The 25,131-nt window shown below is 68.1% G+C and carries 22 protein-coding genes; 16 read left to right on the top strand and 6 right to left on the bottom strand.

Annotated features, from left to right (window positions below):
- Positions 1 to 38: 38 nt before the first annotated feature.
- From BACI71_RS14725 to BACI71_RS14665, 13 genes are all read left to right on the top strand, one after another.
- Positions 39 to 3,110: a YdbH domain-containing protein gene (locus tag BACI71_RS14725; RefSeq protein ID WP_159759857.1), complete on the top strand. Its 3,072-nt coding sequence runs from the start codon at positions 39 to 41 to the stop codon at positions 3,108 to 3,110.
- A 23-nt stretch (positions 3,111 to 3,133) separates the two neighbouring features.
- On the top strand, positions 3,134 to 3,322 hold the full coding sequence (locus tag BACI71_RS14720; RefSeq protein ID WP_159761237.1) for a YnbE family lipoprotein: 189 nt from the start codon (positions 3,134 to 3,136) through the stop codon (positions 3,320 to 3,322).
- A gap of 9 nt (positions 3,323 to 3,331) precedes the next feature.
- Positions 3,332 to 3,703, top strand: coding sequence for a YdbL family protein (locus BACI71_RS14715; RefSeq protein WP_159759855.1), 372 nt, complete (start codon positions 3,332 to 3,334; stop codon positions 3,701 to 3,703).
- A gap of 332 nt (positions 3,704 to 4,035) precedes the next feature.
- Positions 4,036 to 4,368, top strand: a complete 333-nt coding sequence (locus BACI71_RS14710; protein ID WP_159759853.1) for an AtpZ/AtpI family protein — start codon at positions 4,036 to 4,038, stop codon at positions 4,366 to 4,368.
- Positions 4,369 to 4,394: 26 nt separating this feature from the next.
- Entirely contained in the window at positions 4,395 to 5,180 is a 786-nt protein-coding gene (locus BACI71_RS14705) for a F0F1 ATP synthase subunit A (protein WP_159759851.1), read from the top strand.
- A gap of 41 nt (positions 5,181 to 5,221) precedes the next feature.
- Positions 5,222 to 5,449: a F0F1 ATP synthase subunit C gene (locus tag BACI71_RS14700; RefSeq protein ID WP_019515901.1), complete on the top strand. Its 228-nt coding sequence runs from the start codon at positions 5,222 to 5,224 to the stop codon at positions 5,447 to 5,449.
- Between the two features lie 60 nt (positions 5,450 to 5,509).
- Positions 5,510 to 6,004: a F0F1 ATP synthase subunit B family protein gene (locus BACI71_RS14695; RefSeq protein WP_159759849.1), complete on the top strand. Its 495-nt coding sequence runs from the start codon at positions 5,510 to 5,512 to the stop codon at positions 6,002 to 6,004.
- A complete protein-coding gene (locus BACI71_RS14690) occupies positions 5,997 to 6,620 on the top strand; it encodes a F0F1 ATP synthase subunit B family protein (RefSeq protein WP_159759847.1) in 624 nt (207 codons plus the stop codon). The genes BACI71_RS14695 and BACI71_RS14690 overlap by 8 nt, the downstream gene beginning before the upstream one ends.
- A 251-nt stretch (positions 6,621 to 6,871) precedes the next feature.
- On the top strand, positions 6,872 to 8,677 hold the full coding sequence (locus BACI71_RS14685) for a DUF885 domain-containing protein (protein ID WP_159759845.1): 1,806 nt from the start codon (positions 6,872 to 6,874) through the stop codon (positions 8,675 to 8,677).
- 194 nt (positions 8,678 to 8,871) lie between these two features.
- A complete protein-coding gene (gene uvrC / locus BACI71_RS14680) occupies positions 8,872 to 10,791 on the top strand; it encodes an excinuclease ABC subunit UvrC (RefSeq protein ID WP_159759843.1) in 1,920 nt (639 codons plus the stop codon).
- A gap of 249 nt (positions 10,792 to 11,040) precedes the next feature.
- The gene (gene recO, locus BACI71_RS14675; protein ID WP_159759841.1) at positions 11,041 to 11,772 is read left to right on the top strand and encodes a DNA repair protein RecO; all 732 of its coding nucleotides are present in this window, start codon (positions 11,041 to 11,043) and stop codon (positions 11,770 to 11,772) included.
- A gap of 29 nt (positions 11,773 to 11,801) precedes the next feature.
- Positions 11,802 to 12,854 (top strand): 3-isopropylmalate dehydrogenase, encoded by a 1,053-nt coding sequence (leuB, locus tag BACI71_RS14670; RefSeq protein WP_159761235.1) that lies wholly within the window; start codon positions 11,802 to 11,804, stop codon positions 12,852 to 12,854.
- A 120-nt stretch (positions 12,855 to 12,974) separates the two neighbouring features.
- On the top strand, positions 12,975 to 14,069 hold the full coding sequence (locus BACI71_RS14665; protein WP_159759839.1) for a glycosyltransferase family 2 protein: 1,095 nt from the start codon (positions 12,975 to 12,977) through the stop codon (positions 14,067 to 14,069).
- An 8-nt stretch (positions 14,070 to 14,077) separates the two neighbouring features.
- On the opposite strand, the gene BACI71_RS14660 is transcribed toward BACI71_RS14665, so the two are convergent.
- On the bottom strand, positions 14,078 to 15,313 hold the full coding sequence (locus BACI71_RS14660; RefSeq protein WP_201297386.1) for a glycosyltransferase family 39 protein: 1,236 nt from the start codon (positions 15,311 to 15,313) through the stop codon (positions 14,078 to 14,080).
- 116 nt (positions 15,314 to 15,429) lie between these two features.
- Between BACI71_RS14660 and BACI71_RS14655 the strand changes: the two genes are divergently transcribed.
- The 3 genes from BACI71_RS14655 to BACI71_RS14645 are packed head-to-tail and all read left to right on the top strand — an operon-like array spanning position 15,430 to position 17,844.
- Complete coding sequence (locus BACI71_RS14655; RefSeq protein ID WP_159759837.1) at positions 15,430 to 16,635, top strand: trans-sulfuration enzyme family protein; 1,206 nt, start codon at positions 15,430 to 15,432, stop codon at positions 16,633 to 16,635.
- 14 nt (positions 16,636 to 16,649) lie between these two features.
- Positions 16,650 to 17,048, top strand: a complete 399-nt coding sequence (gene apaG, locus BACI71_RS14650) for a Co2+/Mg2+ efflux protein ApaG (protein WP_159761231.1) — start codon at positions 16,650 to 16,652, stop codon at positions 17,046 to 17,048.
- Between the two features lie 4 nt (positions 17,049 to 17,052).
- A complete protein-coding gene (locus BACI71_RS14645; RefSeq protein ID WP_159759835.1) occupies positions 17,053 to 17,844 on the top strand; it encodes a LysR family transcriptional regulator in 792 nt (263 codons plus the stop codon).
- Here BACI71_RS14645 and BACI71_RS14640 read toward each other — a convergent pair.
- From BACI71_RS14640 to BACI71_RS18155, 5 genes are all read right to left on the bottom strand, one after another.
- A complete protein-coding gene (locus tag BACI71_RS14640) occupies positions 17,841 to 19,046 on the bottom strand; it encodes an MFS transporter (RefSeq protein WP_159759833.1) in 1,206 nt (401 codons plus the stop codon). The two genes, BACI71_RS14645 and BACI71_RS14640, sit on opposite strands and share 4 nt — an antisense overlap.
- A gap of 512 nt (positions 19,047 to 19,558) precedes the next feature.
- Positions 19,559 to 21,364 carry a putative bifunctional diguanylate cyclase/phosphodiesterase gene (locus BACI71_RS14635; protein ID WP_159759831.1) on the bottom strand — a complete coding sequence of 602 codons (1,806 nt, stop codon included), beginning with the start codon at positions 21,362 to 21,364 and terminating at the stop codon, positions 19,559 to 19,561.
- Between the two features lie 206 nt (positions 21,365 to 21,570).
- Positions 21,571 to 23,928 (bottom strand): DUF3772 domain-containing protein, encoded by a 2,358-nt coding sequence (locus BACI71_RS14630; protein ID WP_159759829.1) that lies wholly within the window; start codon positions 23,926 to 23,928, stop codon positions 21,571 to 21,573.
- Between the two features lie 59 nt (positions 23,929 to 23,987).
- Positions 23,988 to 24,344, bottom strand: a complete 357-nt coding sequence (locus BACI71_RS18160; protein WP_328804049.1) for an SDR family oxidoreductase — start codon at positions 24,342 to 24,344, stop codon at positions 23,988 to 23,990.
- Between the two features lie 104 nt (positions 24,345 to 24,448).
- The gene (locus tag BACI71_RS18155; protein ID WP_328804048.1) at positions 24,449 to 24,754 is read right to left on the bottom strand and encodes an SDR family oxidoreductase; all 306 of its coding nucleotides are present in this window, start codon (positions 24,752 to 24,754) and stop codon (positions 24,449 to 24,451) included.
- Positions 24,755 to 25,131 lie beyond the last annotated feature (377 nt).

Here is a 25,131-nt window from a genome sequence, read left to right as displayed (position 1 = left end):
ACCATGAGCGATGCAGGCCAGCAACTGACAGGGCGCGCGTGAGCGACGCGGGCCGGCGCATTGCGATGGCGGTATCGGTGCTGGCGCTCGCGGCCGGGGGTGGGCTGTGGCTGTCGCGCGTGCCGATCGCGACGCGGGTAATCGACAGGGAGCTGGCGGCCAAGGGTGTGCCTGCGCGCTATCGCATCGCCGATCTGGGCCTGGGGCGGCAGCGGCTGACCGATGTCGTGATCGGCGATCCGGCCCGGCCCGACCTGGTCGCGGATTGGATCGAGACGCAGACCGACCTGACCCTGTCCGGACCGAAGCTGATCGCGGTGCGCGCCGGGCAGGTCCGTGTGGCGGCTCGGCTGCGTGACGGCAAATTGTCGCTGGGTGCGATCGACCGGCTGCTCCCCGCCTCATCGGGCGGCCCCATGACCTTGCCCGCGCTGGATGTCGACGTTGCCGACGCCCGGATCGCGCTCGACACGCCCTATGGCGCGGCGGCGTTGCGGTTGAGGGGGCGCGGCCGGCTCAACGATGGCTTCCGTGGGCGGCTGTCGGCGACCGCGCCGCGGCTGGCGGTCGCGGGATGCCAGGTCGGTGCGTTGCGGGCCGATATGGCGCTGCGCGTGACCGCGACGGCACCGCGCATCGCCGGACCGGCGCGCGCCGATGCGATCGCCTGCGACGGCGTGGCGGGGCAGGCGATCGCGGGCGATCTCGACCTCGGCCTGTCCCCGCGCTTCGATCGTTGGTTCGGGCGGACGCAGGTGACGGCGGCGCGCGTGCAGACTGCGGCGGCGACGCTGCGCAACGTCAATCTTGCGACCCGCTTCCGCGGCGATGCCGCCCGCACGACCGGCGTTGGCACGGCGATGGTCGACGGCGTCCGAACGGCTGCGGCGAGCAGCGGCGCAACCGACTGGCGCGGCCAGTGGCGGCTGACGAACGGTCGTGCGACGCTGGCGGGGCGGCTCGTCGCACAGCATGTCGCACTGCCCGCGCCACAACAGCGCGCGATCGCTACACTCGGCGATGGTGTGGCAGGGCTGCCGGTCGCACCGTTGCTGGCGGGGGCGGCCGGCGATGCGGCCCGCGCGAGCCGCGACATGCAGATCGCCGCCGAGCTGGCGCTGGCAACCGGCGACCGCACCTTGCTGACGATCGAGCGCGCCACGATTACCGCTGCAACCGGTGCGCATGCGGCGCTGGACGATGGCGCGGTGACGATCGGGCATCCGGCGGGCGTCCAGCTGGCCGGACGCCTGACGCTCGGCGGCGGCGGACTTCCGGTCGCGACGATCCGGCTCGCGCAGGCGGCGCCCGGCGCGGCGATCAGCGGGACGGCGCAGATCGCGCCCTACGCCCGCGACGGTGCGGCGCTCACGCTGACGCCGGTGCGGTTTACGACGGGTGGACAGGGTGCGACGCGGATCACGACCGCGGCGACGCTCAGCGGACCGCTGGCGGGCGGCCGTGTCGAGCGGCTGCGCATTCCGATTGCCGCGCTGTGGAATCGGCGCGGGCGGCTGACCGTCAATCGCGATTGTACCTCCGTCGCTTTCGAGCGACTGGCGATCTCAAGCCTGTTGCTCGCTGGCGGCGCACTGCGGCTTTGCCCGACGGGTTCTGCGCTGGTCGATGTTGACGGCGGCAACGTACGGGGTGGCGCACGGCTGGGAGCGACGCGTCTCGGCGGCACGCTGGGCGGATCGCCGTTCCGGCTCGACACCGGCGGCGCGACGCTGGCGCTCGCGGATCGCCGCTTTGCGCTGACCGATGTCGCGACGACGATCGGCACGACCCGGATTGCGGCGACGCGGCTCGCCGGGCAGGTCACCGGCGGCGGTGCGCAGGGGACGTTCGCCGGTGGCGGCGGGCAGATCGGGACCGTACCGCTGCTGATGAGCGCGGGTGAGGGCAATTGGCGGTTCGACGGTCGGCGGCTCGTACTCGACGGCGCGCTGCGCGTCGCCGATGCCGCCGCCGCGCCGCGCTTCCAGCCGATGGCAGCGCGCGACATCGCGTTCGTGCTCGATGGCGGGACGATCCACGCGACCGGCCAATTGGTCGAGCCGACCACCAGCACACCGGTCGCGCAGCTGGCAATCGCCCATCGTTTGTCGAGCGGCAGCGGCGAGGCGATGCTGACGGTGCCGGGGATCACCTTCACCAAAGGCTTTCAGCCGGAGTTGCTGACGCGGCTGACCTTCGGGGTGATCGCCGACGTCGCGGGAACGATGCGCGGGCAGGGCGAGATCCGCTGGACCCCGCAGGGCGTGGACAGCACCGGTACCTTCTCGACCGACGCGATCAATCTCGCCGCCGCCTTCGGCCCCGTCACGGGTCTGGCCGGCACGATCCGCTTCACCGACCTCCTCGGTTTGGTGAGTGCGCCCGATCAGGTCGCGACCGTCACCTCGATCAACCCGGGCATCGCGGTGACGGACGGCCGGATCGTCTACCGGCTGCTCCCCAACCTCCAGGTGCGGGTCGAGACGGCGCGCTGGCCATTTGCGGGCGGTACGCTGACGCTTGATCCGACGACACTTGATTTCGGCTCGGACGCCGCGCGGCGCATGACGTTCCGCGTCGACGGTATGGACGCGGGCAAGTTCCTGCAGCAGTTCGACTTCTCGAATCTCAACGCCACCGGCACCTTCGACGGCGTGCTGCCGATGATCTTCGACGAACAGGGCGGCCGGATTGCAGACGGACGGCTGACTGCGCGCGAGGGCGGCGGATCGATCGCCTATCTGGGCGAGCTGACCAAAAAGGACCTTGGCGTCTGGGGCAATCTGGCTTTCCAGTCGCTGCGCTCGCTGACCTATCGCAGCCTTGACGTGCAGATGAACGGCCCGCTGGCGGGCGAGATGGTGACGGGGGTCAGCTTTACCGGGATCAAGCAGGGTGCGGGCGCGAAGAGCAACTTCCTGCTCCGCCGGCTTACCCGCTTGCCGATCCGCTTCAACATCACCATCCGCGCGCCCTTCCGCGGGCTGATCGATTCGGCGGCGAGCTTCTACGACCCACAGCGGCTGGTGAAGCGCAACCTCCAGACCTTGATCGACGAGCAGAACCGGAAGACGGGCGTTCAGCCGCCCGCAAGCGAGAATGTGCCATGACCGCAACAGGATTGACGAACGCGATGCGCCCCACGACCTATGCCCTGATGGCGATGCTGACGCTGAGCGGCGGACTGGGAGGGTGCGTGAACATTTCCGCTCCCGACAAGCCGATCCAGATCAACCTCAACATCAACGTCACCCAGGAAGTGGTGTACCGTCTCGACAATGACGCCAAGTCGCTGATCCAGCAGAATCCGGGGATTTTTTAAGCCATGCGTATGAAGAGCCTTGTCCTGATCGCCGCGCTGGGCGCGGTCGCGGTGCCGGTCGCCGCCTGGGCGCAGCGCGACCCCGCCTATGCCGCTGCCCGTGCGGCGGGCGAGGTCGGCGAGCAGCCCGACGGGTATCTCGGCGTGGTCGGCAGCGGCTCGGCATCGCTGCGTGCGCTGGTCAGCAACATCAATATTCAACGCAAGGCTGCCTATACGCAAAAGGCGCAGGCGTCGGGCGCGACCGTCGAGCAGCTCGCTTTTACCAGCGGCTGCAACCTGATCGCGCAAACCAAGCCGGGCGAGAAGTATCGCACGCCGGGAGGTTCGTGGGAGACGCGCGGCGCCGGCGCGCCGCAGCGCGACCCGCGCTGTGTCTGACAGGAGAGCGGGCGGAAGGCGGCCCCCTCCATCCCGTCGCCCCTGCGCAGGCAGGGGCCCATGTCTGTGTCGTCCTGCGTTGAAGCCAGACACATATGCCGAGCTCCGTGTGTCAGATGTTTCGAGCCACGACACAGCCATAGGCTCCTGCCTGCGCAGGAGCGACGGAGGCGGCGCAGGAGCGACGGCGGGCGTCGCGGGACCGGCAAGGCGTTCGCAACGGTTGACACCCCTTAACCCCCCGTCTAACCGGGCCGGGCCTTGGCGGGGCTGCTCGCCGCTTGCGCGCACCCGTGTCCCCGGCGAGAAAAAACCAGGGTGAGGGTGGCTGCGTGGCGGAGAACGGTTCCGGACGGGATTTCCACGACGCGGACGACCCGCGCCTGACCCAGCTCGATCGTCGACTGGAACAGGCGCGCCGGGACGAAGCGACTCGGCAGGGAACGGTACGTGACGACGCGGATGCAGGGTATTCGCTCGGAAATCGCGTACTCGCCGCTCTGATCGGAAGTCTCGTCGGATCGGCGCTGATCGGCTGGTGTATCGACCGCTGGATCGGCACCGCGCCCTGGGGACTGATCGTCATGCTGTTCCTCGGAATCGCGGTGGCGTTCAGGCAGATCATTCGGTTGACGAGCAAGCGTCCGGGTGATCCGGGCGCTTGACGTATGTGACAAACGGGAACCTCGCAGTGGCGGCAGAAGGCGGCAAGATCGATCCGATGCACCAGTTCCTGATCGAGCCCTTGCTCGGTCGGCCCTGGGTGGTGGGCGGCTATGATCTGTCGTTCACCAATTCGGCGTTGTGGATGGTCATCACGCTGGTCGCGTTGTGGCTGTTCATGCTCGGCGGGATGAAGCGTGAGCTGGTGCCCGGCCGCTGGCAGGCCGCGGTAGAAGGCTTCACCGGGTTCGTCCAGAACATGCTGGTTTCGAACGTCGGGCCGGAGGGCAAGCGTTTCGTCCCCTACGTCTTCTCGCTGTTCATGTTCATCCTGTTCGCCAACGTGTTGGGGCTGATGCCGGTCGGCGTCTTCGGTCTGCACCCGTTCACGATCACCAGCCACCTGACCGTCACCGGCGTACTGGCGATCATCAGCTTCGGGATCGTGCTGATCGTCGGCTTCGGCAAGCACGGCTTCCACTTCTTCAGCCTGTTCGTGCCGCACGGCACGCCGCTGCCGATGATCCCGCTGATCTTCGTGGTCGAGCTGCTGAGCTTCCTCGTCCGTCCGTTCTCGCTGGGGCTGCGACTGTTCGTCGCGATGACCGCGGGGCATATCCTGCTCAAGGTGCTGGCGGCGTTTGTCATCAACGGCATCAATATGGGGCCGGGCTACATCGCGATCGTCTCGCTGCCCAGCTTCGTGCTGATGATCGGAATCACGCTGCTGGAGCTGCTGGTCGCGGCGATCCAGGCGTACGTCTTCGCACTATTGACCAGCGTTTACTTGAACGACGCGGTCAACCTGCACTGAGTTTCCTTTTCCACCACTGAATTTCAACGGGAGTTATTATCATGGACGCAAACGCCGCCAAGCTGCTCGGCGCCGGTCTCGCTGCGATCGGCATGGGCATTGCCGCGCTGGGTGTGGGCAACGTGTTTGCCGCCTTCCTCGAAGGCGCGCTGCGCAACCCGGGTGCCGCTGATGGTCAGCAGGGCCGTCTGTTCATCGGCTTCGCCGGTGCCGAGCTTCTGGGCCTGCTCGCCTTTGTGACGATGATCATCCTGGTGTTCGTCGCGTAATCACGCCGACGATATGGCCCCGCCCGCGTCGGGCGGGGCTGACCTAGGAAGCGGATCACCATGCCCCAAATCAGTCAGATCGCCGCCACCTACGCTTCACAGCTCTTCTGGCTGCTCATCACCTTCGGCATCCTGTATTTCGGGATCGGCAAGATGATGGTGCCCAGGGTGCAGGGCGTGATGGAGCTGCGCGAATCGCAGATCGCACAGGACCTTGCCACCGCCGAGGCGGCTCGGGTCGAGGCCGATCGGACCGAGGCGGCATGGAACGCCGACATGGACGCGGCACGTGCCGCGGCGCAGGCTGAGGTCGCGGCTGCCAAGGCGCGTGCCCAGGCGGCGGCCGAGGTGCAATTGCGTAGCGCCGACGCCGATCTGGCCGAGCGGATCGCACACCATGACGTCGCCATCGGCAATGCCAAGGCGGCGGCGATGGTCAACGTACAGACGATCGCGACCGAGGCCGCGCAGGAGCTGGTGCAGCGCCTGTCCGGCGTCGCGGTCCCCACGGACGCCGCCAACGAGGCGGTCCGCAGGCAGCTGAATCATGGCTAATTCCTCTTCGACGTTGGCGCAGGATCTCGAGGCGCAGCCGCTCGAGCATCAGGACATGGCGAACGGCAGCGGCATCCACGCCGGCACCGGCACCGGCGCCGGTGATGGCTTGTCGCATGCCGCACCGACCGCGCTGGGCTTCAACGACACCGGCTGGGTCGGTATCGCGGCCTTGGTCGTGCTGATCGGCATGGTCGTGTGGAAGGTGCCCGCGGCGATCGGTGCGATGCTCGACAAGCGCATCGGTGAAATCCGCCACCAGCTCGACGAAGCCGCCGCGCTCCGCAAGGAAGCCGAGGCGCTACGCGACGAATATGCCGCACGCGCCCGCGGTGCCGAGGTCGACGCTGCCAAGATGCGCGACAATGCCCATCACGAGGCGGCCGAGATCGTCGCCAAGGCCAAGCGCGACACCGAATTGCTGATGGAGCGTCGCACACGGATGGCCGAGGACAAGATCGCCGCTGCCGAGCGCGCGGCGATCGCCGAGGTCCGCGCGCGCACCGCCGAAGCGGCGACCGCCGCCGCCGCGGCGCTGATTGCCGAGCGTCATGACGCCGGCGCCGACCGCGCGCTGATCGACCGCGCCATCTCCGGCGTGGGGCGGCTCAATTGAGCTGATCGCCATCGGGATCGACGAGACAGAGCGGGCGCCATCGGCGCCCGTTTTCGTTTGGGGGGTTGCTCGTTCGCGCCATCTCCCCTGCCACTAACGACATCGGTGCCACAGCGTTGACAAGGAACCTTCTTTCGTCATTGCGAGCATAGCGAAGCAATCCAGGGCCGGATCAGGACGCCCTGGATTGCTTCGCCACGCTCGCAATGACGCGTCAGGCGAGTGCCGTCCGACTCGAAGGAAGCCCGACAATGCGTTTCTCGATCACCGCCGCCTTGCTGCTCGCCTCGGCCGCCGGGCCCACGATGGCGCAGGCGCCTGCTGCCCCGGCCGCCGCCCCCGCTAGCGCCGACGCGCGGCTCCGCCAGCTCTTCCATGACAGCGACGAGGGCAGTCTGCGCCGCAACCCGGTGCAGGCGTTGTTCCGCGGCGACATGCGCTATGCCGACCAGCTCGGCGACTTCTTCTCCGACGCGCATCTCGCCGCCGAGGAAACGGCGACGCGGCAGGACCTGGCGACGCTCGCGACGATCGATCGCGCGAAGCTGACGCCTGTCGACCAGATCGCCTATGACGTCTTCAGGCAGCAGGCCGAGCTGAATCTGCGCGGCTATGCGCCGGACCTGATCGCCGTGCAGATCGTCCGCCCGCTCGATCACTTTTACGGGCTGCACACCTTCTACCCCGAACTGGCGTCGGGGCAGGGCGCGGCACCGTTCAAGACCGTCGCCGACTACGACAACAATCTGAAGCGCAACGCGCAATATGCCGCTCAGATCGACGCCGCGATTACCCGCTTCCGCGAAGGCATCAAGAGCGGGATCGTCCAGCCCAAGCTGGTGGTCCGCAACATGATTGGCCAGCTCGACAATCTGCTCGCGGGCGGCGTCGAGGCGTCGCCGTTCTACGGTCCGGTCAAGACCTTCCCGTCCGAGATCCCGGCTGCGGACCAGACGCGGCTCCGTCGGGCCTACACGCGCCAGATCACCGAGGTGCTCAATCCGGTGCAGCAGCGGCTGCGCACCTTCCTGCAGGACGAATACCTGCCGGTCGCGCGCGACAGTGTCGGGCTGTCGGCGATGCCGGGCGGCGCGAAGCTCTACGATTATCTGATCGAATCGAACACGACGCTGCCGCTTAAGGCGGACGCGGTGCACAAACTCGGACTGTCCGAGGTCGCGCGGATCACCCGCGAGATGGAGGCGCAGAAGGTCAAGGTCGGCTTCAAGGGCACGCTGCCGGAGTTCTTCGCTTTCCTGCGCACCGACAAGCGCTTCCAGCCGTCGTCGGCGACGCAGCTCCGCGAAGGATATGAGGCGATTGGTCGTCGCGTCGACGCGCGCGTGCGCGAGCAATTCTCGCTGATCCCAAAAACCCGGCTGGAGATTCGCCCGGTGCCAGCGTTCAAGGAGAAGACCGACGCCGGCGGCTCCTATCAGTCGGGCACCCCCGACGGCTCGCGGCCCGGCGTCTTCTATTACAACACCTATGACCTGCCGACGCGTTATATGTGGGAGATGGAGACGCTGTACCTGCACGAGGCCGTGCCGGGGCATCACTTCCAGATCAGCCTGGCGCAGGAAAATGACGTGCTCCCCGCCTTCATGCGCTTCGGCGGTAACACCGCCTACGTCGAGGGCTGGGCGCTCTATTCCGAGACCTTGTGGCCGCAACTCGGCATGGAGACCGATCCCTATCAGCGGATGGGCGGGCTCAACGACGAGATGCTGCGCGCGATGCGGCTGGTGGTCGATACCGGAATCCACGCCAAGGGTTGGACGCGCGATCAGGCGATCGACTATATGCTCGCCAACTCGCCGATGTCGCGCACCGACGCGACCGCCGAGGTCGAGCGCTATATCGCGATCCCCGGGCAGGCGCTGGCGTACAAGATCGGGCAGTTGACGATCTCGCGCGTGAAGGCGGATGCGGAGAAGCAGCTTGGCGCGCGTTTCGATCCGCGCAAGTTCCACGCGCAGGTGCTCGACACCGGCGCGCTGCCGATGCCGGTGCTGGAGAAGAAGATCGCTGACTGGGTGAAGGCGGGCGGGAAGTAAGCACTACCGTCGCCCCTGCGCAGGCAGGGGCCCATGTCTGTCGAATGATGCGCCCTGCCTGACACACGCAGCGCGCTCCCTGTGTCGGACCCTCCGACGCACGAGACAGACATAGGCCCCTGCCTGCGCAGGGGCGACGGTGTGTGGTGCCACCCCCGTTGCCCCACCCCGCCGCACTACCTAGATCGCGGGGGATGACAGGCAGCTACGGCCCCCCCGACCGCTTCAACGAGGAAAAGGCCACCTACGCGATCCGCGGCGCCGATGCGCCTGATCTGGACGGCGGGGTGGCGGCGATCCGCAACGTGCTCAAGACGCTACCGCTCAAGCCCGGCGTCTACCGGATGCACGATGCCAAGGGCGACGTGCTCTACGTCGGCAAGGCGCGCGCGCTGAAGAACCGCGTCGGCAATTATGTGCAGGTCGACCGGCTCTCCCGTCGCCTTCAACGGATGGTCGCGCAGACGCGGTCGATGACGATCGTCACGACCAACAACGAGGCCGAGGCGCTGCTGCTCGAGGCGCAGCTCATCAAGCGCTACCGCCCGGCGTACAACGTGCTGCTGCGCGACGATAAGTCGTTCCCGTTCATCCTGTTGCGCGCCGATCATCAGTTTCCACGCATCCAGAAGCATCGCGGCGCGCGCCGCGCCAAGGGCGATTATTACGGCCCGTTCGCCAGCGCCGGGAGCGTCAACAACACGCTCAACGCTCTGCAGAAACTGTTTCTGCTCCGGTCGTGCACCGACGGCTTCTTCAAGACCCGCGATCGCCCGTGCCTGCTGTACCAGATCAAGCGCTGTTCCGCGCCGTGCGTCGGGCGGATCGACGAAGAAGGGTATGCCGAGCTGGTTTCCGACTCGAAGAAGTTCCTCGCCGGCAAGGCCACCGACGTGCAGGCCAAGCTTGGCGCGCAGATGGAGGCGGCCGCCGCCAATATGGACTTCGAGCTGGCGGCGATCCTGCGCGACCGGCTGAAAGCGCTGACCTTCATCCAGGGTACGCAATTCATCAATGCCGAGGGGGTCGGCGACGCCGACATCTTCGCGCTCGCGTGCCACGAAGGGCTGATCGGGATCGAGGCGTTCTTCATCCGCGGCGGGCAGAATTGGGGCCACCGCAGCTTTTTCCCCGCGCACACCGCCGACGTACCCGAGGACGAGGTACTGACGCAGTTCATGGCGCAATTCTACGAGGAGGTGCCGCCGGCGCGGACGATCCTGATCGATCGCGTGCTGCCCGACGCCGAGGTGCTGGTCGAGGCGCTGTCTGAACAGGCCGGGCGCAAGGTCGAGATGAACGTGCCGCAGCGCGGGGTGCGCAAGCGGCTGCTCGATCAGGCGTCGCGGAACGCCAAGGAAGCGCTCGAGCGCCGTCTCGCCGAGAGCACCACGCAAGCGCGGCTGCATCGCGAGCTGGCCGAGCTGTTCGAGCTGGGCGATCCACCCGACCGGATCGAAGTGTATGACAACAGCCATATCTCCGGCACCAACGCGCTCGGCGCGATGGTCGTCGCCGGGCCGGAGGGGTTCCGTAAGGGCCAGTATCGCAAGTTCAACATCAAGCAGGCCGCGACCGACGACGATTACGCCATGATGCGTGAGGTGCTGACGCGCCGCTTTTCGCGCGCGCTGGAGGAGGAACCCGATCGTGATGGCGAGACCTGGCCCGATCTGGTGCTGCTCGACGGCGGGCGCGGGCAGTTGAACGCCGCCAAGGCGGTGCTCGAGGACCTCGGGATCGAGGACGTGTGTCTGGTCGGCGTCGCCAAGGGGCCGCACCACGGGCGCGAGGGGCGCGAGGTGTTTCACCTGATGGACGGGCGCGAGCTGACGCTGCCGGTCAACGCGCCGTTGCTCTTCTATCTCCAGCGGCTGCGCGACGAGGTCCACCGCTTCGCGATCGGCGCGCACCGCGCCAAGCGCGCGAAGGCGATCGGCGCGAGCCCGCTCGACGAGGTGCCGGGGATCGGCCCGGCGCGCAAGAAGGCGCTGCTGATGCACTTCGGCACCGGGCGCGCGGTGCGGAATGCGTCGCTGGAGGATCTGCGGAAAGCGCCGGGGGTCAGCGCCGCGGTCGCGCAGCAGGTGTACGATTTCTATCATGCGAAGTGAGGCGATCGGTGGTCGGGTTCCTCCCCTCTACGTCGCCCCGGACTTGATCCGGGGCCCCGCTACTTTCTCCCGCCGCCTGCAGGAAGAAGCGGGGCCCCGGATCAAGTCCGGGGCGACGGTATATCTCCAGCCGTCATTCCCGTGCAGGCGAGAATGGAGACGCGCAGGTCCGTCGATAGAAGCACCACCTTCCGAGGTTCTGGATTCTCGCCTGCGCGGAAATGACGGTGTTGTGGTTGGCGAAGTCGAATGCACCTGATCGCCGACGCGATCCTGCTCTCCGTCCGCGCGCACGGCGAGCATGGCGCAGTGGCGCGGGCGCTGACGCGCGAGGATGGCGTCCGCCCCGGCTACGTCCGCGGCGGTCACGCACGTGGGCTGCGCCCGGTACTACAGCCGGGCAACCTCATCCGCGGCGAGTGGCGCGCGCGCACCGAGGAGCAACTCGCCGCGCTCACCTGCGAGCTGGTGCACAGCCGCGCGGCGCTGCACGAATCAGCGCTGCCGGCGGCGGGGCTGGACTGGATGACTGCGCTAACCGCGGCGGCGCTGCCCGAGGCGCAGCCTTACCCCTATCTCTACGACGCGCTCGGCGGCGTGCTCGACGCGATCGAAGCCGCGCCGAGCGCGCGTGGCTGGGCGGCGGCGATGGCGCGTTACGAACTGCTGCTGCTCGCCGAGCTGGGTTTCGGCCTTGACCTGACGACGTGCATCGCGACCGGTGATACTGACCATCTCGCCTTCGTCAGTCCGAAGAGCGGCGCGGCGGTGTCGCGCGGCGCGGCGGCGGGCTATGAGGCGCGGCTGTTCCCGCTGCCGGCGTTCCTGCGTGACGGCGGCGCGGCGGACGGCGCGCAAGTGCTTGAGGCGCTGGCGATCACCGGCCATTTCCTCGCGCGCGACGTGCTGCTCGAACGACGCCGCGATCCGTTGCCGGCGCGCGCGCGGCTGGTCGAGCGATTGAAGAGGGCGGTTGCGTGACGCGCGCCAGCGCGCCATGCGCTGCGGGCATGACACACGGCAAGCTCATCGCAATCCTGCCCGGCGACGGGATCGGCCCCGAAGTGACCGCCGAGGCGCGGCGCGTGCTCGACGCGCTCGACCTCGGGCTGGTGTTCGAGGAAGCGGCGGTCGGCGGCGCGGGCTATCGCGCGAGCGGGCATCCGCTCCCCGACGCGACGCTGGCGCTGGCGAAGCGCGCCGACGCGGTGCTGTTCGGCGCGGTCGGCGATCCGGAGTTCGATTCGCTCGAACGTGCGCTGCGCCCCGAACAGGCGATCCTCGGGCTGCGCAAGGATCTGACGACCTTCGCCAATTTGCGCCCCGCCAGGATGTTCGCCGGACTGGAAGACGCCTCGACGCTCAAGCCGGAGGTGGCGAACGCGATCGATCTGGTGATCGTCCGCGAACTGAACGGCGACGTCTATTTCGGCGCCAAGGGCCGCGGCACCACCGAGGCCGGCCTGCGCGAGGGGCATGACCTGATGCGCTATGACGAAAGCGAAGTCCGCCGCATCGCGCATGTCGGCTTCCAGACCGCCGCGAAGCGGCGCGGCAAGCTCTGCTCGGTCGACAAGGCGAACGTGCTGGAAACCTCGCAATTGTGGCGCGACGTGGTGATCGAAGTCGCGGCGGAATACCCGCATGTCGAGCTGACGCATATGTACGTCGACAATGCCGCGATGCAGCTCGTCCGCAATCCGGGCGCGTTCGACACGATCGTGACCGGCAATCTGTTCGGCGACATCCTCTCGGATCAGGCGAGCATGTGCGTCGGGTCGATCGGGATGCTGCCCTCGGCATCGCTCGATGCAAACGGCAAGGGACTGTACGAGCCGATCCACGGCTCCGCGCCCGACATTGCCGGGCAGGGCAAGGCCAATCCGTGCGCGGCGATCCTGTCGGCAGCGATGATGCTGCGCCATTCGCTCGACGCCGGCGTGGCGGCGGATCGGATCGAGGCGGCGGTGTCGGCGGCGCTGGCGACCGGCGCGCGGACCCCCGATCTGGGCGGCACCGCAACGACGCGCGCGATGGGCGATGCGGTGCTGGCGGCGCTGTAGGCGCGACGACGAACAGCGGAGCCAAAATGAATCGTCAATGTGAGCGTGGCGAAGCAATCCAGGGCGTCCTGATTCGGCCCTGGATTGCTTCGCTACGCGCGCAATGACGAGCCGACCGTGATGCTCGACCTCGCGGTCGTCGTCCCGACCTTCAACGAGCGTGGCAATGTCGCGGCGGTGGTGGAGCGGCTGGCGGCGGCGTTGGAGGGACTCGACTGGGAAGTGCTGTTCGTCGACGACGACAGCCCGGACGGAACCGCGCAGGCGGTACGCGACCTCGCGCGCCACGATCCCCGCGTGCGCGTCATTCAGCGCATCGGCCGGCGCGGGCTATCGAGCGCGTGCATCGAGGGCATGTGCGCGACCGCCGCTCCGGTGGTCGCGGTGATGGACGGCGACCTGCAACATGACGAGACGTTGCTGCCGAAGATGGCCGCCGCGCTGCGCGACGACCCGGCGCTCGACCTCGCAATCGGCTCGCGCTTCGTCGCGGGCGGCGGGACCGGCGAGTGGGATCGCGACCGCGTCGCGAAATCGGCGCTCGCGACGCGGATCGCCGCACGGGTGGTGCGCACTGAACTCAGCGATCCGATGAGCGGCTTCTTCGCGATCCGCACCGACGTGCTGCGCGGACTGGTGCCGCACCTCGGCGGAATTGGGTTCAAGATCCTGCTCGACATCATCGGCGCATCGCCGCGCCCGCTGCGCTTCGTCGAACTGCCCTATGTCTTCCGCACCCGCGCCGTGGGGGAGAGCAAGCTCGATCACGTCGTCGCGATGGAATATCTGATCGCGCTCTACGACCGCCGGCTGGGACGCGTCGTGCCAGTGCGCTTCGCAATGTTTTCGATGATCGGCGCGCTGGGCGCGGGGGTGCATATGAGCGTGCTGACGCTGCTCTATGTCGTCGCCGGGCTGACATTCCTGACCGGGCAGATCGTCGCGACCTTTGCGGCGATGACGTTCAACTTCTTTCTCAACAATGCGCTGACCTATCGCGACCGGCGGCTGCGCGGCGCGCGCGCGCTGCTCGACGGCTGGGTGGCATTCTGCCTCGTCTGCTCGGTCGGGGCGGTGGCGAACGTCGGCGTCGCGGCGTTCCTCCACGACGTGCGGCAGGGAGCATGGGCGGCGTCGGCGCTGCTCGGCGTGCTGGTCGGCGCGGTGTGGAATTATGCACTGTCGTCGCGCTTCACCTGGGGGCGGTATCGCTGAAGCTGGTCTCACACCCAGCTGTTGAACCACGTAAACCGATGGAACGCCGCTGCGTTGGCAAGCGCCTGCGCGCTCAGCACCGGCAGGAAATACAGCCACAGCGCGAACACCAGCAGCAGATACGCCTCCACCCACCGCCCCAGCGCAGCGCGGTGATGATCGATCGCCACCGCCAGCGCGACGCACAGCAGCACGCTCGACGGATAATAGTAATAATAGAAGCCGAGCGACTTGGGGATGATTGCGAAGATCGCCACCGAGAAGGTCCATAGCGCGGCGGGTGCGAGCAGCCGCGCGGCGCCGGTCCGCACCCACGCCTGATAGCAGGCGACGACCGCGACCAGCCCGCCCCACATCACCGCCGGATTGCCGAGCAGCAGGATGCCGCGTTGCGCCCCGTCGACCGGCTCGTACAGATACCAGATCGGGCGGATCAGCAGCGGCCAGGTCCACCAGTTCGACTGATAGGTGTGCGGCGGCAGTTTCTGTGTCTGGCGCAGGTACATGTCCCACTGGAAGTGCGGGAGCGTGCGGAGCGTCAGCGCGTCATGGGCGTAGAAGAACGCGGGCGCGAAAGTCAGAAAATAGGTGACGACCGACAATCCGCCGAGCAGCGCCAGCGCGGGGACGGTGCCGAGCCCCGGCCAGCGCTGCGGCCGTTCGCGCCGCATCAGCACCAAGGTGACGGCTGCCGCGGCGACATAGGGGGCAGCGGTCCATTTGCACGCGGTGGCCAGCCCCATCAGCACGCTGCCCGCGCTCCATCGCGCGACGCTGCCGTCGCGGATCGCCGAACTGAGCAACACGATGCCCCAGATCAGGAACGCGACCATGAACGTGTCGAGCATCGCGATCCGCGCCTGGATGTAGATCGTGAAGCCCAGCAGCGCGAAGATGGTGGCGAACAGGGCGGGGCGCGTGCGGCGCGTCAGCAAATGGGTCAGCGCGAACACCCCCGCGACCGTCGCGCTGCCCGCCAGCGTCGAGGCGATGCGCCATCCGAACGGCACGTCGCCGAACAGATGGATGCCGGCCGCGATCAACTCCTTGGCAAGCAAGGGATGTTCGATATTGGTCGGCCCCGACAGCGCGAGCAGCGCGCGCGCGGCGGGGAGGTAGTGGACCTCGTCGAACACCGGCTTGGCGGGCACCGACAGGCGAAAGACGAACACCAGCCAGCTGACCAGCGCGATGGCCAGCGCCAGCAGTCGCGGCGTTCCCTCCTGTCGTCCGGCCCTCGTCACTGCGGCAATCCCTCCGTCACGCCCTATGCGGACTTGCGACAGCAGCGCGTCGGCGACAAGCCCGCGCGATGACGGTTTGACTTGTTCTGGCGGGTGCGCGGAGGCTAAGCGGGGGCATGAAGCGGCATAGCGGACAGGATCGGTCGATCACCCAGCACTGGCGCCCTGCGACCCTTGCGGTTCGCGGCGGCACCGCCCGGTCGGAATATGGCGAAACATCCGAAGCGATGTTCCTGACGTCGGGCTATTGTTACGATCGTGCCGAGGATGCGGCGGCGCGCTTTGCCGGCGAACAGACCGGCATGACCTATTCGCGACTCCAGAATCCGACCGTCGAGATGCTCGAACAGCGGATCGCGTTGCTGGAGGGCGCCGAGGCGTGCCGGACGATGGCCACCGGCATGGCGGCGATGACCGCGGTGCTGCTCTGCCAGCTGCAACAGGGCGATCATGTCGTCGCCGGGCGCGCGGCGTTCGGCTCGTGCCGCTGGCTGGTCGATACCTTGCTGCCCAAGTTCGGCATCCAGACCACCACCGTCGACGCGCGCGATCCGCAGGCGTTCGAGGACGCGGTGCGCCCCAATACCAAGGTGTTCTTCTTCGAGACGCCCGCCAACCCGACCATGGACATCGTCGACCTGCGCGCGGTGTGCGGGATCGCGCGCGAGCGCGGGATCACCAGCGTCGTCGACAATGCCTTCGCCACCCCCGCGCTCCAGCGGCCAATGGAATTCGGCGCCGACGTCACCGCTTATTCCGCGACCAAGATGATGGACGGGCAGGGCCGCGTGCTCGCCGGGGCGGTGTGCGGGACGCAGGATTTCATCGACAACACGCTGCTGCCGTTCACGCGCAACACCGGCCCGACGCTGAGCGCCTTCAACGCCTGGGTGGTGCTCAAGGGGCTGGAGACGCTCGACCTGCGCATCCGCCGCCAGTCGGAGAATGCGCTGGCGGTCGGGCGCTTCCTCGCGGCGCGCGTCCCGCGCATCCTCCACCCCGGTCTGCCGAGCCACCCGCAGCACGAACTGGCAATGGCGCAGATGAGCGCGGTCGGCGGGATCTTCGCGTTCGAGGTCGCCGATCGTGCGCAGGCGCATGCCTTGCTCAACGCATTGGAGCTGATCGACATTTCGAACAACATCGGCGACTCGCGCTCGCTGATGACGCACCCCGCCTCGACCACCCACTACGGTGTCTCGGCCGAGGCGCGCGCCGAGATGGGCGTGACCGAGGGGCTGCTCCGGCTCAACGTCGGGCTGGAGGATCCGCAGGACCTGATCGACGATCTCGACCGCGCGCTGCGGCAGGTCGGACTGTGAGCACCGCGACCGGCATGGAGGCGTTGTTCACTGACGCCGCCACGACCGAGGATGTCACCGTTCGCGTCTCAGTCAGCTACCTCGCCGAACAGTCCGAGCCGGGGCGCGGGCGCTGGTTCTGGGCCTATCACATCCGCATCGAGAACGACGGCGCGGGCGCGGTGCAACTGCTGACCCGGCACTGGATCATCACCGACGGCAACGGCGCGCGCCACACCGTCGAGGGCGAGGGCGTCGTCGGCGAGCAACCGGTGATCCAGCCCGAGGGCAGCTACGACTACGTGTCCGGCTGTCCGCTCGCCACGCCAAGCGGCGCGATGCAGGGCAGCTACCGGATGCTGGCCGAGGACGGACGCGTGTTCGACGTCGCGATCCCGCGCTTCGCGCTTCATGCGCCCGCGGTGGCGGAGTGACGCGGTGAAGCGGACCCATCTGCCGCTCAACGGACTGCGCGTGCTCGATGCCGCGGCACGCCATCTGTCCTTCACCCGCGCCGCCGACGAGCTGGCAGTGACCCCGGCGGCGGTCGGGCAGCAGATCCGCGCGCTGGAGGATACGCTGGGCGTGGTGCTGTTCCGCCGCACCACCAAGGGGCTTGAGCTGACTCCCGAGGGCGAGGCGGGGCTGGCGCCGCTGCGCCAGGCGTTCCTCGAATTCGAGGAAGCGGTGCGCGCGATGCAGGCCGGGCAATCGTCCAAGTCACTGACGATCGCCTGCCCGCGCGACGTGACCGAGAAATGGCTGCTCCCGCGGCTGGCGGAGATCGCCGCGACCGACCCCGACCTGCGCTTCGTACTGGTCGCGGCGGACGAGGGGATGGACTTTACCGAGGCCAACCTCGACCTCGCGATCCGCTGGGGCGAGGGACCGGGCCCGCACGAGGGCGAGGCGATCGAAAGCGAGGGACTGGTGACCGTCGCGCGCGCTACCGGCGCGGCGGACACTGCGATCCTGTGGCCGGGTGCCCCCGAACCCGACAGCGCCGGGCAGGTGCGGGTCGGCGACGCCGGGCTGGCGATCGACGCCGCGGCCGCCGGGCTGGGCCGCGCGACGGTGCCCGAGATGCTGGCGGCGCGCGACATCGCCGCCGGACGTATCGTGGTGGTTGGCGAGGCGCAGCCGTCGCGGATGGGTTATTGGCTCGTCGCACCCACGCCGCAGTGGCGGCAGCGCAAGGTGCAGGCGTTGGTCGAGGCGCTCGGGCGCTAGCGCCCGGTGCCGTCCGGTGTGCGCGCCCGGCGCAGCGGCAGGATCAGCACGCCCCCCGCCAGCGTCAGTGCGGCGAGCACCACCAGCAACAACGTGAAATCGCCGGGCGTCGCCAACGCCCAGGTCAGCAGCGGGCCGAGCAGCGACGGCACGGTATTCGACAGGTTGATGAGCCCCAGATCGCGTCCGCGGTGGCGCGGGTCGGGAAGCAGCCGCACCGCAAACGCCTGATGCAATGCGAGGAACACCGCCCCGGCGACCGCATAGGCGAGGAAGCCGATCGCTCCTGCCACCGGATGCGGCACCGTCGCCATCGTCAGCAACCCGAGCGTCGCCACACTCGCCGCGCCGACCAGAAACGGCGTGCGGCGCGCCGCCTGATCCGACAGCCGGCCGGCGAGCACCGCGACCGGCAGCGGCAGGATATAGCTGATCGTCAGCAGCGTCCCGACGCGCGCGGCGAGCGTCGCCGGCGGGACGCTGCCGGCAACGGTCTGGAAATAATAGAGCAGGTACAGCGACAGCGCCCCACCGGCGAGCTGGACCAGCAGCCGCGCGACGCTCGCGACCCACAGGCGTTGCGCGGGGGCAAGTTCGGGCATCCGCGGCGCTGCGGCAACCGCAGGCCGGCGGATCATGAGCAGCGGGCACACCGCCACGGTCGTCAGGGCGGCGATCAGCGCCAGCCGTGCCGCCTCGGTCCAGCCGGCGTCGGCGACCAGCAGCGCCGACACCGCCCCCGCCGCGGGCGGACCGATCGCGAGCAGCCCGCCCGCCAGCCCGCGCTGCTCGTCGGGGATTTCGTCGGCCATGATCGCCATCATCGGCGCGAGCACCGCATTGACCGCGCATTGGAACGCCAGCACCGCGACGATGAGCGTCGCGGGTCGTGCGGCCAGCGCGATCGCCGCATAGCTGAGCGCGAGCGCCACGAGGCCGCCGGCGATCCAGCCGCGCCGCCCGCCGCCGCGCGCGAACGACCGGTCGCTCAGCCAGCCGAACAGGACGTTCGCGCCGCTCGCGGTCGCCGCACCGAGCACCACCGCCACGGTCAGCCAGCCGATCCGCGCCTCCCCGGCCAGCCGGTCGATCTTGAGCGGAAGCAGCAGCGACAGGAACGGCAGATAGCCGATTACCGCCCCGGCATGCGCGAGCGAGAAAGCGGCGAGCAACCGGTAGGTCGGAGCGAAGGGGCGCGGCATCCGCGGCGCGTTAGGATGTGCCGGCAATCACAACAAGGATCGTGATGTTTTACGGGCGGTTGTGGCGTGGCCGATGTCGTCTGGCGACAGCAGCATGCCGGTCCGATCATCCTCTCCACCCGTCATCCCGGATCAGTCCGGGGCGACGTGGATAGAGGCCACAGCAATCACGCAACCCGGCGCTCGCGACGTCCTCGCCACTCTGCGCGCTTTGAGACGTGACACCGTCAACCTGATCGTCATTGCGAGCGTAGCGAAGCAATCCAGGACGTCCCGGTCCGGCCCTGGGTTGCTCGCTACGCTTGCAATGACGAATTCGGCTCCAGGTCATCATGGCCGATCGAGACTTAGGGATTTCAAAGCTGATCGGCCTCTTCATTGGCTGTCCGGCTCCCGCCCACGTCGAACCGGACTTGATCCGGGGCCCTGCTTCTTGGACACCGAGAAAAGAAGCCTTTGGATCAGCTTCGGGGCAACAGGGCAGGGCCCGCCAGCAAGCGCCCCCGCCCGCATCAGGCTGCTGCACGCCGGCCGATGATCCGCACCGCATCGGGAAGCATCGCGATCGGCAGCGGCTGCCCGAACAGGAAGCCCTGCATATGCTCGCATCCCATTCGCAGCAGCGTCTCGAGCTGGTCGGCGGTTTCCACCCCTTCGGCGACGCAGTCGAGCGACAGCGCGCGGCACAGGCTGACCATCGCCTCCACCACTGTGCAGCCGCGTTGCGCCTTGAGGTCGTCAATGAAGCTGCGGTCGATCTTCACCTTGTCGAGCGGTAGTTGATGGAGGGTGCTGAGGCTGGAATGTCCGGTGCCGAAATCATCGAGCGCGACCTTCATGCCCAACCGGCGCAGCCGTTGCAGCGCCCGCCCGGCCGCGGCCGGATCGCGCATCACCGCGGTTTCGGTGACCTCGACCCAGATTCGCGCCGGCGCGACCCCCGAGGCGAGCAGCGCCCGCTCGATCGCGGTCAGCGTCGCGGGGGAATGAAGGTCGCAGGCCGAGACGTTGAACGACAGCGCGACATGCGGCGGCAACAGCCGCACTGCGGCCAGTCCCTTGCGAAACATCGCCAGCGTTATGGCGTGGATCAGCGTCGAGCGCTCGGCGACCGTGATGAAATCGCCCGGCGCGACGTCGCCGATCAGCGGGCTGCGCCAGCGCGCCAGGAACTCGACCGCCTCGACATGACCGCTGCGCGCGCCGACGATCGGCTGGCCGTACAGGTGCAATTCCTCATCGAAATCGCAGGCGTGCAACGCCGCCTCGATCGCGCGGTCGCGGCGGATCGCGCGTTCCAGATCGTGGGTAAAGATACACAACCCGCCGCCCTGCGTCCGCTTGGCATGATAGAGCGCGTAGTCGGCGCGGTCGAACAGGTCGGCCGCGACGTGCCCGGCGCCGGGGAACAATGCGATCCCCATCGAGCCGCCGACCGTGACCGTCAGCTCCGCGATGGCGAACGGCGCGGACAGGGCGGCGCACAGCCGCTCGCCGACGATCGCGGCCGCACAGGCGCCGCCCGGGACGAGCAGGCCGAACTCGTCGCCGCCGAGCCGATACAGGGTCGCGTCGCCGAGCAGCGGCTGCACCCGCACCGCGAGCTGCGCGAGCAGAAGATCGCCGACATGGTGGCCGAAGGTGTCGTTGACCGGCTTGAAGCGGTCGAGGTCGAGCAGTCCGACCCCGAACGATGCCGCATCGCCGCGCGCCGTCAGATCGGCGAGATCGTCGTGGAAGCGGCGACGGTTGGGCAGCCCGGTCAGACTGTCGGTATGCGCCAGCCGCTCGTTGTCGTGGTTCAGCCGGATCAGCTCGTCATGCTGCCGCTCGAGCTGCGTCTGCGAGCGCACCTGCTGGCGGAAATGGTCGAAGCTGTTGAAGAGGACGCGGAGCAGCACCGTCAGCACCAGCGCGATGTTCACTGCAATGACGATGTACATTACGTCGTGCCGCACGAGACAGGCGACGATGAATGCCGGCATCACGACGAGGCCGACCAGCACCGCGGCCTGCGGCAGGGCGCTGAGGCAGAAGATGCATCCGATCGACGTGGTCGTCACGTAGATCATCACATGCGCCTGCTGGAGCGGATTGCCATAGTCGAGCAGTGCGATCGACCAGGACACGTAGGTAAGCGCGAGCAGCGGACCGAGCACGGTGATGATCCGCAACCGGCGACGCGCCTCGGCGGCGCCCGGCCATTCGGAGCGTCGGCCGCGCTGCCACCAGTGGATGAGCCGCAAGCTGCTGAGCGCGAACAGACCGATCGGGACGATCGTGCTCAGCGCGAAGGGCGCGACATCACGGTGGGTCACGACGATCGCCAGAGAATTGACGAGTAACACGGCGTAAATGAACGCTAATTGCCGTTGCAGCGCGACAATCTGCGCGACTGCCAGACGGGGGTCATTCCCCAGTTCTGCATACCAGCGATAAATCCGCCGGCACTTTACCTTCAGCACGTCCGCCCCCGCGTCGACTTACCCCGGCCGCCCTGTAGCGGGGAACGCCTATGCGCGCACTAATTTATCTCTTCGTGCCGCCCGATCAGTTCCATGCGCTGCGGGACCGTGCCTATGTCAATGCTTTCGGAGCGAAAGCGCCGCAGCAAGGTCAGCAGGATCGCGCTGCGCGCGCCATAGGCGACGCGTGGCGAGGCGACATGCGCGAAGCAGTTGAAGACGATCCGGCCATCGGCGATCGAATCGATGAACACCTTGGGCGCCGGGTCGTCGAGTACATCCGATTCGGCGGCGAACGTCTCGGCCACGATCGTAGCGACGCGATCGGCTTCGGTTTCCAGCGGAACCGAGAACTGGATCTGGATGCGGCCCAGCGGCCCGGCCAGCGTCTTGTTGAGCACCGATTTGGTGATCAGCTCCGAATTGGGCACGATCAGCGTCGAATGATCGGCGAGCGCGATCTCGGTCGAGCGGACGCTGATCCGCTTGACGTCGCCCTCGTCGGTGCCGACCCGGATCCAGTCGCCGATCTTGATCGGCCGCTCGGCAAGCAGGATCAGCCCCGAGACGAAATTCGACGTGATCGCCTGAAGGCCGAAGCCGATCCCGACCGACAGTGCCGACAGCAGCAGCGCAATCCGCTCGACCCCGATCCCCAGCGACGCCAGCGCCCAGATCACCGCCAGCGCGGTGCCCACGTAGCGCGCCACCAGCCCGACCGAGTTGCGCGCCGATCCGTCGAGATCGGTGGCCGGCAGGTATTTGTCCTCCAGCCAACGGCGGAATGCGCGCACCAGCGTCAGCCCGATGAACAGCACTGCGACCCCGCGGACGATCGCGCCCGGCGACACCGCGATCCCGCCGACCTGCACGCCTTGCGCCAGCAGCCCGAGCCGCGCCACCAGCGTGCCGATCCCGCTGCCGGTCCCGAACGGCACGAAGAACAGCCCGAGCGCGATCAGGGCGAGCGTGACGCGCACCACGCCGGACAGAAGCACGCCAAATTGGTCGACAACCGCGCCCCGCAGCCCCAATCCGCGTGACAAGGCGCGCCCGAGCGCGCTGTCCCGCGCGAAAATGGTGACCGCGAGGTCGTCGGCTGCGGCCATCAGCAGATACGTTGCGGCCGCGAGCACGACGCTCCAGCCGATCAACTGCATGACGAACAAGGCGAAGCCGAGGAAACCGAGCAACAGCGCCGCCAGCGTCGCGAGCGCGAGCAGCCACGCGAACAACGCCACCGCCCCCAAACCCGCACGAACCGGTGCCGTACCGTCTTCGTCGGCACGATTGGCGCGCAACCGGCCGACCGCCAGCAACGCGCCGGCCAGCAGCACGAGGTGCAGGATGATCTCCAGCACATGCGTGGCGCTCTGCGCCGCGGGACTGGTGCCGATTGCGCCGTTCAGCGCCTCCAGCATATAGCTCACGAATGCGATTGCGGCGAGCAACAGGCTGTACGGCCGCAGTTCTGTCGCGACGTCGTCGGCGATTGGTGCAACCCGCCAGCTCGGCTGGCGCCGCATCAACAGCGCACCGGTGACCGCGGAAGCGAAACAGGCATAGGTGGTTGCGGTGGTCAGCGCTTCCGCGCTTGCTTCCCAGCTCGCCGGGAGCAGCCGCGCCCAGCCCAGCCCGGCGATCAGCACCGCTATGGCGAGAAACGGCGCGAGCGTCCCGACAAGCACGCGCCAGATCGCGGCGGCGGAGCGGCGAACACGGTGCCCCGGCGCATCCTCGATCAGGAAACGCTGTCCCACTCGCTGCGCGGCGACGCGCGCCGGAAACCCGATCGCCAGCGCCGCGATCAGGCCGAGCAGCGCCGGCCAGATCTGTCCGCGACCGCGCGCAATCGTGTCGGCGCCCGTGGCGAGATATCCTTCGGTCCGCCGCAGATCACGCGGCATCGCATCGACCACCGCCACCCAGAACGCGGGCATCACTGGCGACGGGCTGCGCGCGGCGATCGTCGCGCTGAATCGCTCGGCGACGCTCTGGTCAAGCTCGTCGGCGAGTTGCTGCGCCTCGACCCCGATCAGCCGCCCACGCTTAACGCTCGAATCGAGCGCGACATGCTGACGCGACAGCCGTTGGCGTTGCGCGCCGAGGTCCGCGGCCTCGGCGCCGCCGGCTGGACCGAGCCCGGCAAGCCGGGCGTCAACCAGCGCGAGTTGCTCCGCGAGATCGGCGGTCGCGGCGGTGGCGGCGACGCGCGCAGCGATGATCCGTTCGCGCAAGGCACCTCGCGCATCGTCGTCGACCCGCAGGTCCATCGCGCGGTCGACGGCGCGCACGTCGGCCTCGGCACGCGCCAGCCGTGTCGCCGGACTGGTGTCGCCATCCTGCGCAAAGGCCGGCAGCGCAAACAGCAGGAGCAGCAGCGCCAGCGCCGCGTGGATCGGGGAACGGATCGGCATGGCGTGCCTGATAGCAGACCGGCCCTGCCCGCGCGACGGACAGGGCTCGCTGCCTTGTGTCAGAGGAAGGGACGCCCCCCGGTGACGGGGATCGTCGCGCCGGTGATGTAGCTCGCTTCATCGCTGGCCAGCATCACGTAAGGCGGTGCCAGTTCGGCGGGTTGCGCCGCACGCCCCAGCGGTGTGTTGCTCCCAAAAGCCTTCGCCTTCTCCGCCGGCATCGTCGAGGGGATCAGCGCCGCCGACACCGGCCCGGGCGCGACTGCGTTCACGCGGATCTTTTTGTCTGCGAGCATCTGCGCCAGTCCGGCAGTGAAATTGTGGATTGCGCCCTTGGTGGTATAAGCCAGCAGCTGCTCGTTTGGACTGTCGGCATTGATCGAGGTCGTGTTGATGATCGACGATCCCGCACGCATGACGGCAGCGCTGCCTTCGACAGATAGAACATCGCATGGATGTTGACCGCGAACGTCAGCTGCCATTCCTCGTCGGCGATGTCCGCGAGCGACCGGAAAGTCGCCTAGTGCGCGGCGTTGTTGACCAGCACGTCGATCCAGCCGAACGCTGCCACGGTCCGGTCAATCACGGCGCGGGCATGGGCCGGGTGGCTGATGTCACCGGGGACCAGCAAGGCCTGCCGCGCGGCCGCCTCGACCAGCCGCTTGGTTCCCGCGGCATCGTCGTGCTCGTTGAGATAGGCGATCGCGACATCAGCGCCCTCGCGCGCATAGGCCAGCGCGACCGCCCGACCGATCCCGCTATCGCCGTGGTAATCAACGTCTTGCGATCGGTCAGCCGACCATGGCCGACAAAGCTGTCCCCGCAATGGTCGGGGCGCGGCGTCATTGCAGCGGTGCTGCCCGGCATCGACTGCTGCTGTTCGGGATAGGGTGGGGTGGGGCGATCGGTCATGGCTCCGGGCTCCTGAAACGAAGCCGGTTCAATGAGCCGTTCTGCCGCGTCGGTCCGCGACCTCACCTTGATCAACAAGTTCGCGGATCCCGTTGTGCGGGTGCTGACGCACGTTCGTCGCGCCGGAGCAAAAAAAGTGTCACCGAATCGCTTGACCGAACCTGCTCCTCCCCGTAGAGGGCTTTTCACCGACGGGGCGCACCACTGAGGCGCGGTTCTGTTGGTCGCCACATAGACGGACAGCGGTCTTTCGCTAGAGATAGCGGGATTGATCGATTGTCCGGTTTGTTN

Origin of the sequence: Sphingomonas sp. 8AM (assembly GCF_902506455.1) — a bacterium.
Lineage (GTDB): Bacteria > Pseudomonadota > Alphaproteobacteria > Sphingomonadales > Sphingomonadaceae > Sphingomonas.
Note: the sequence above shows the minus strand (reverse complement) of the source record. Positions and strands in the feature narration are given on the sequence as shown.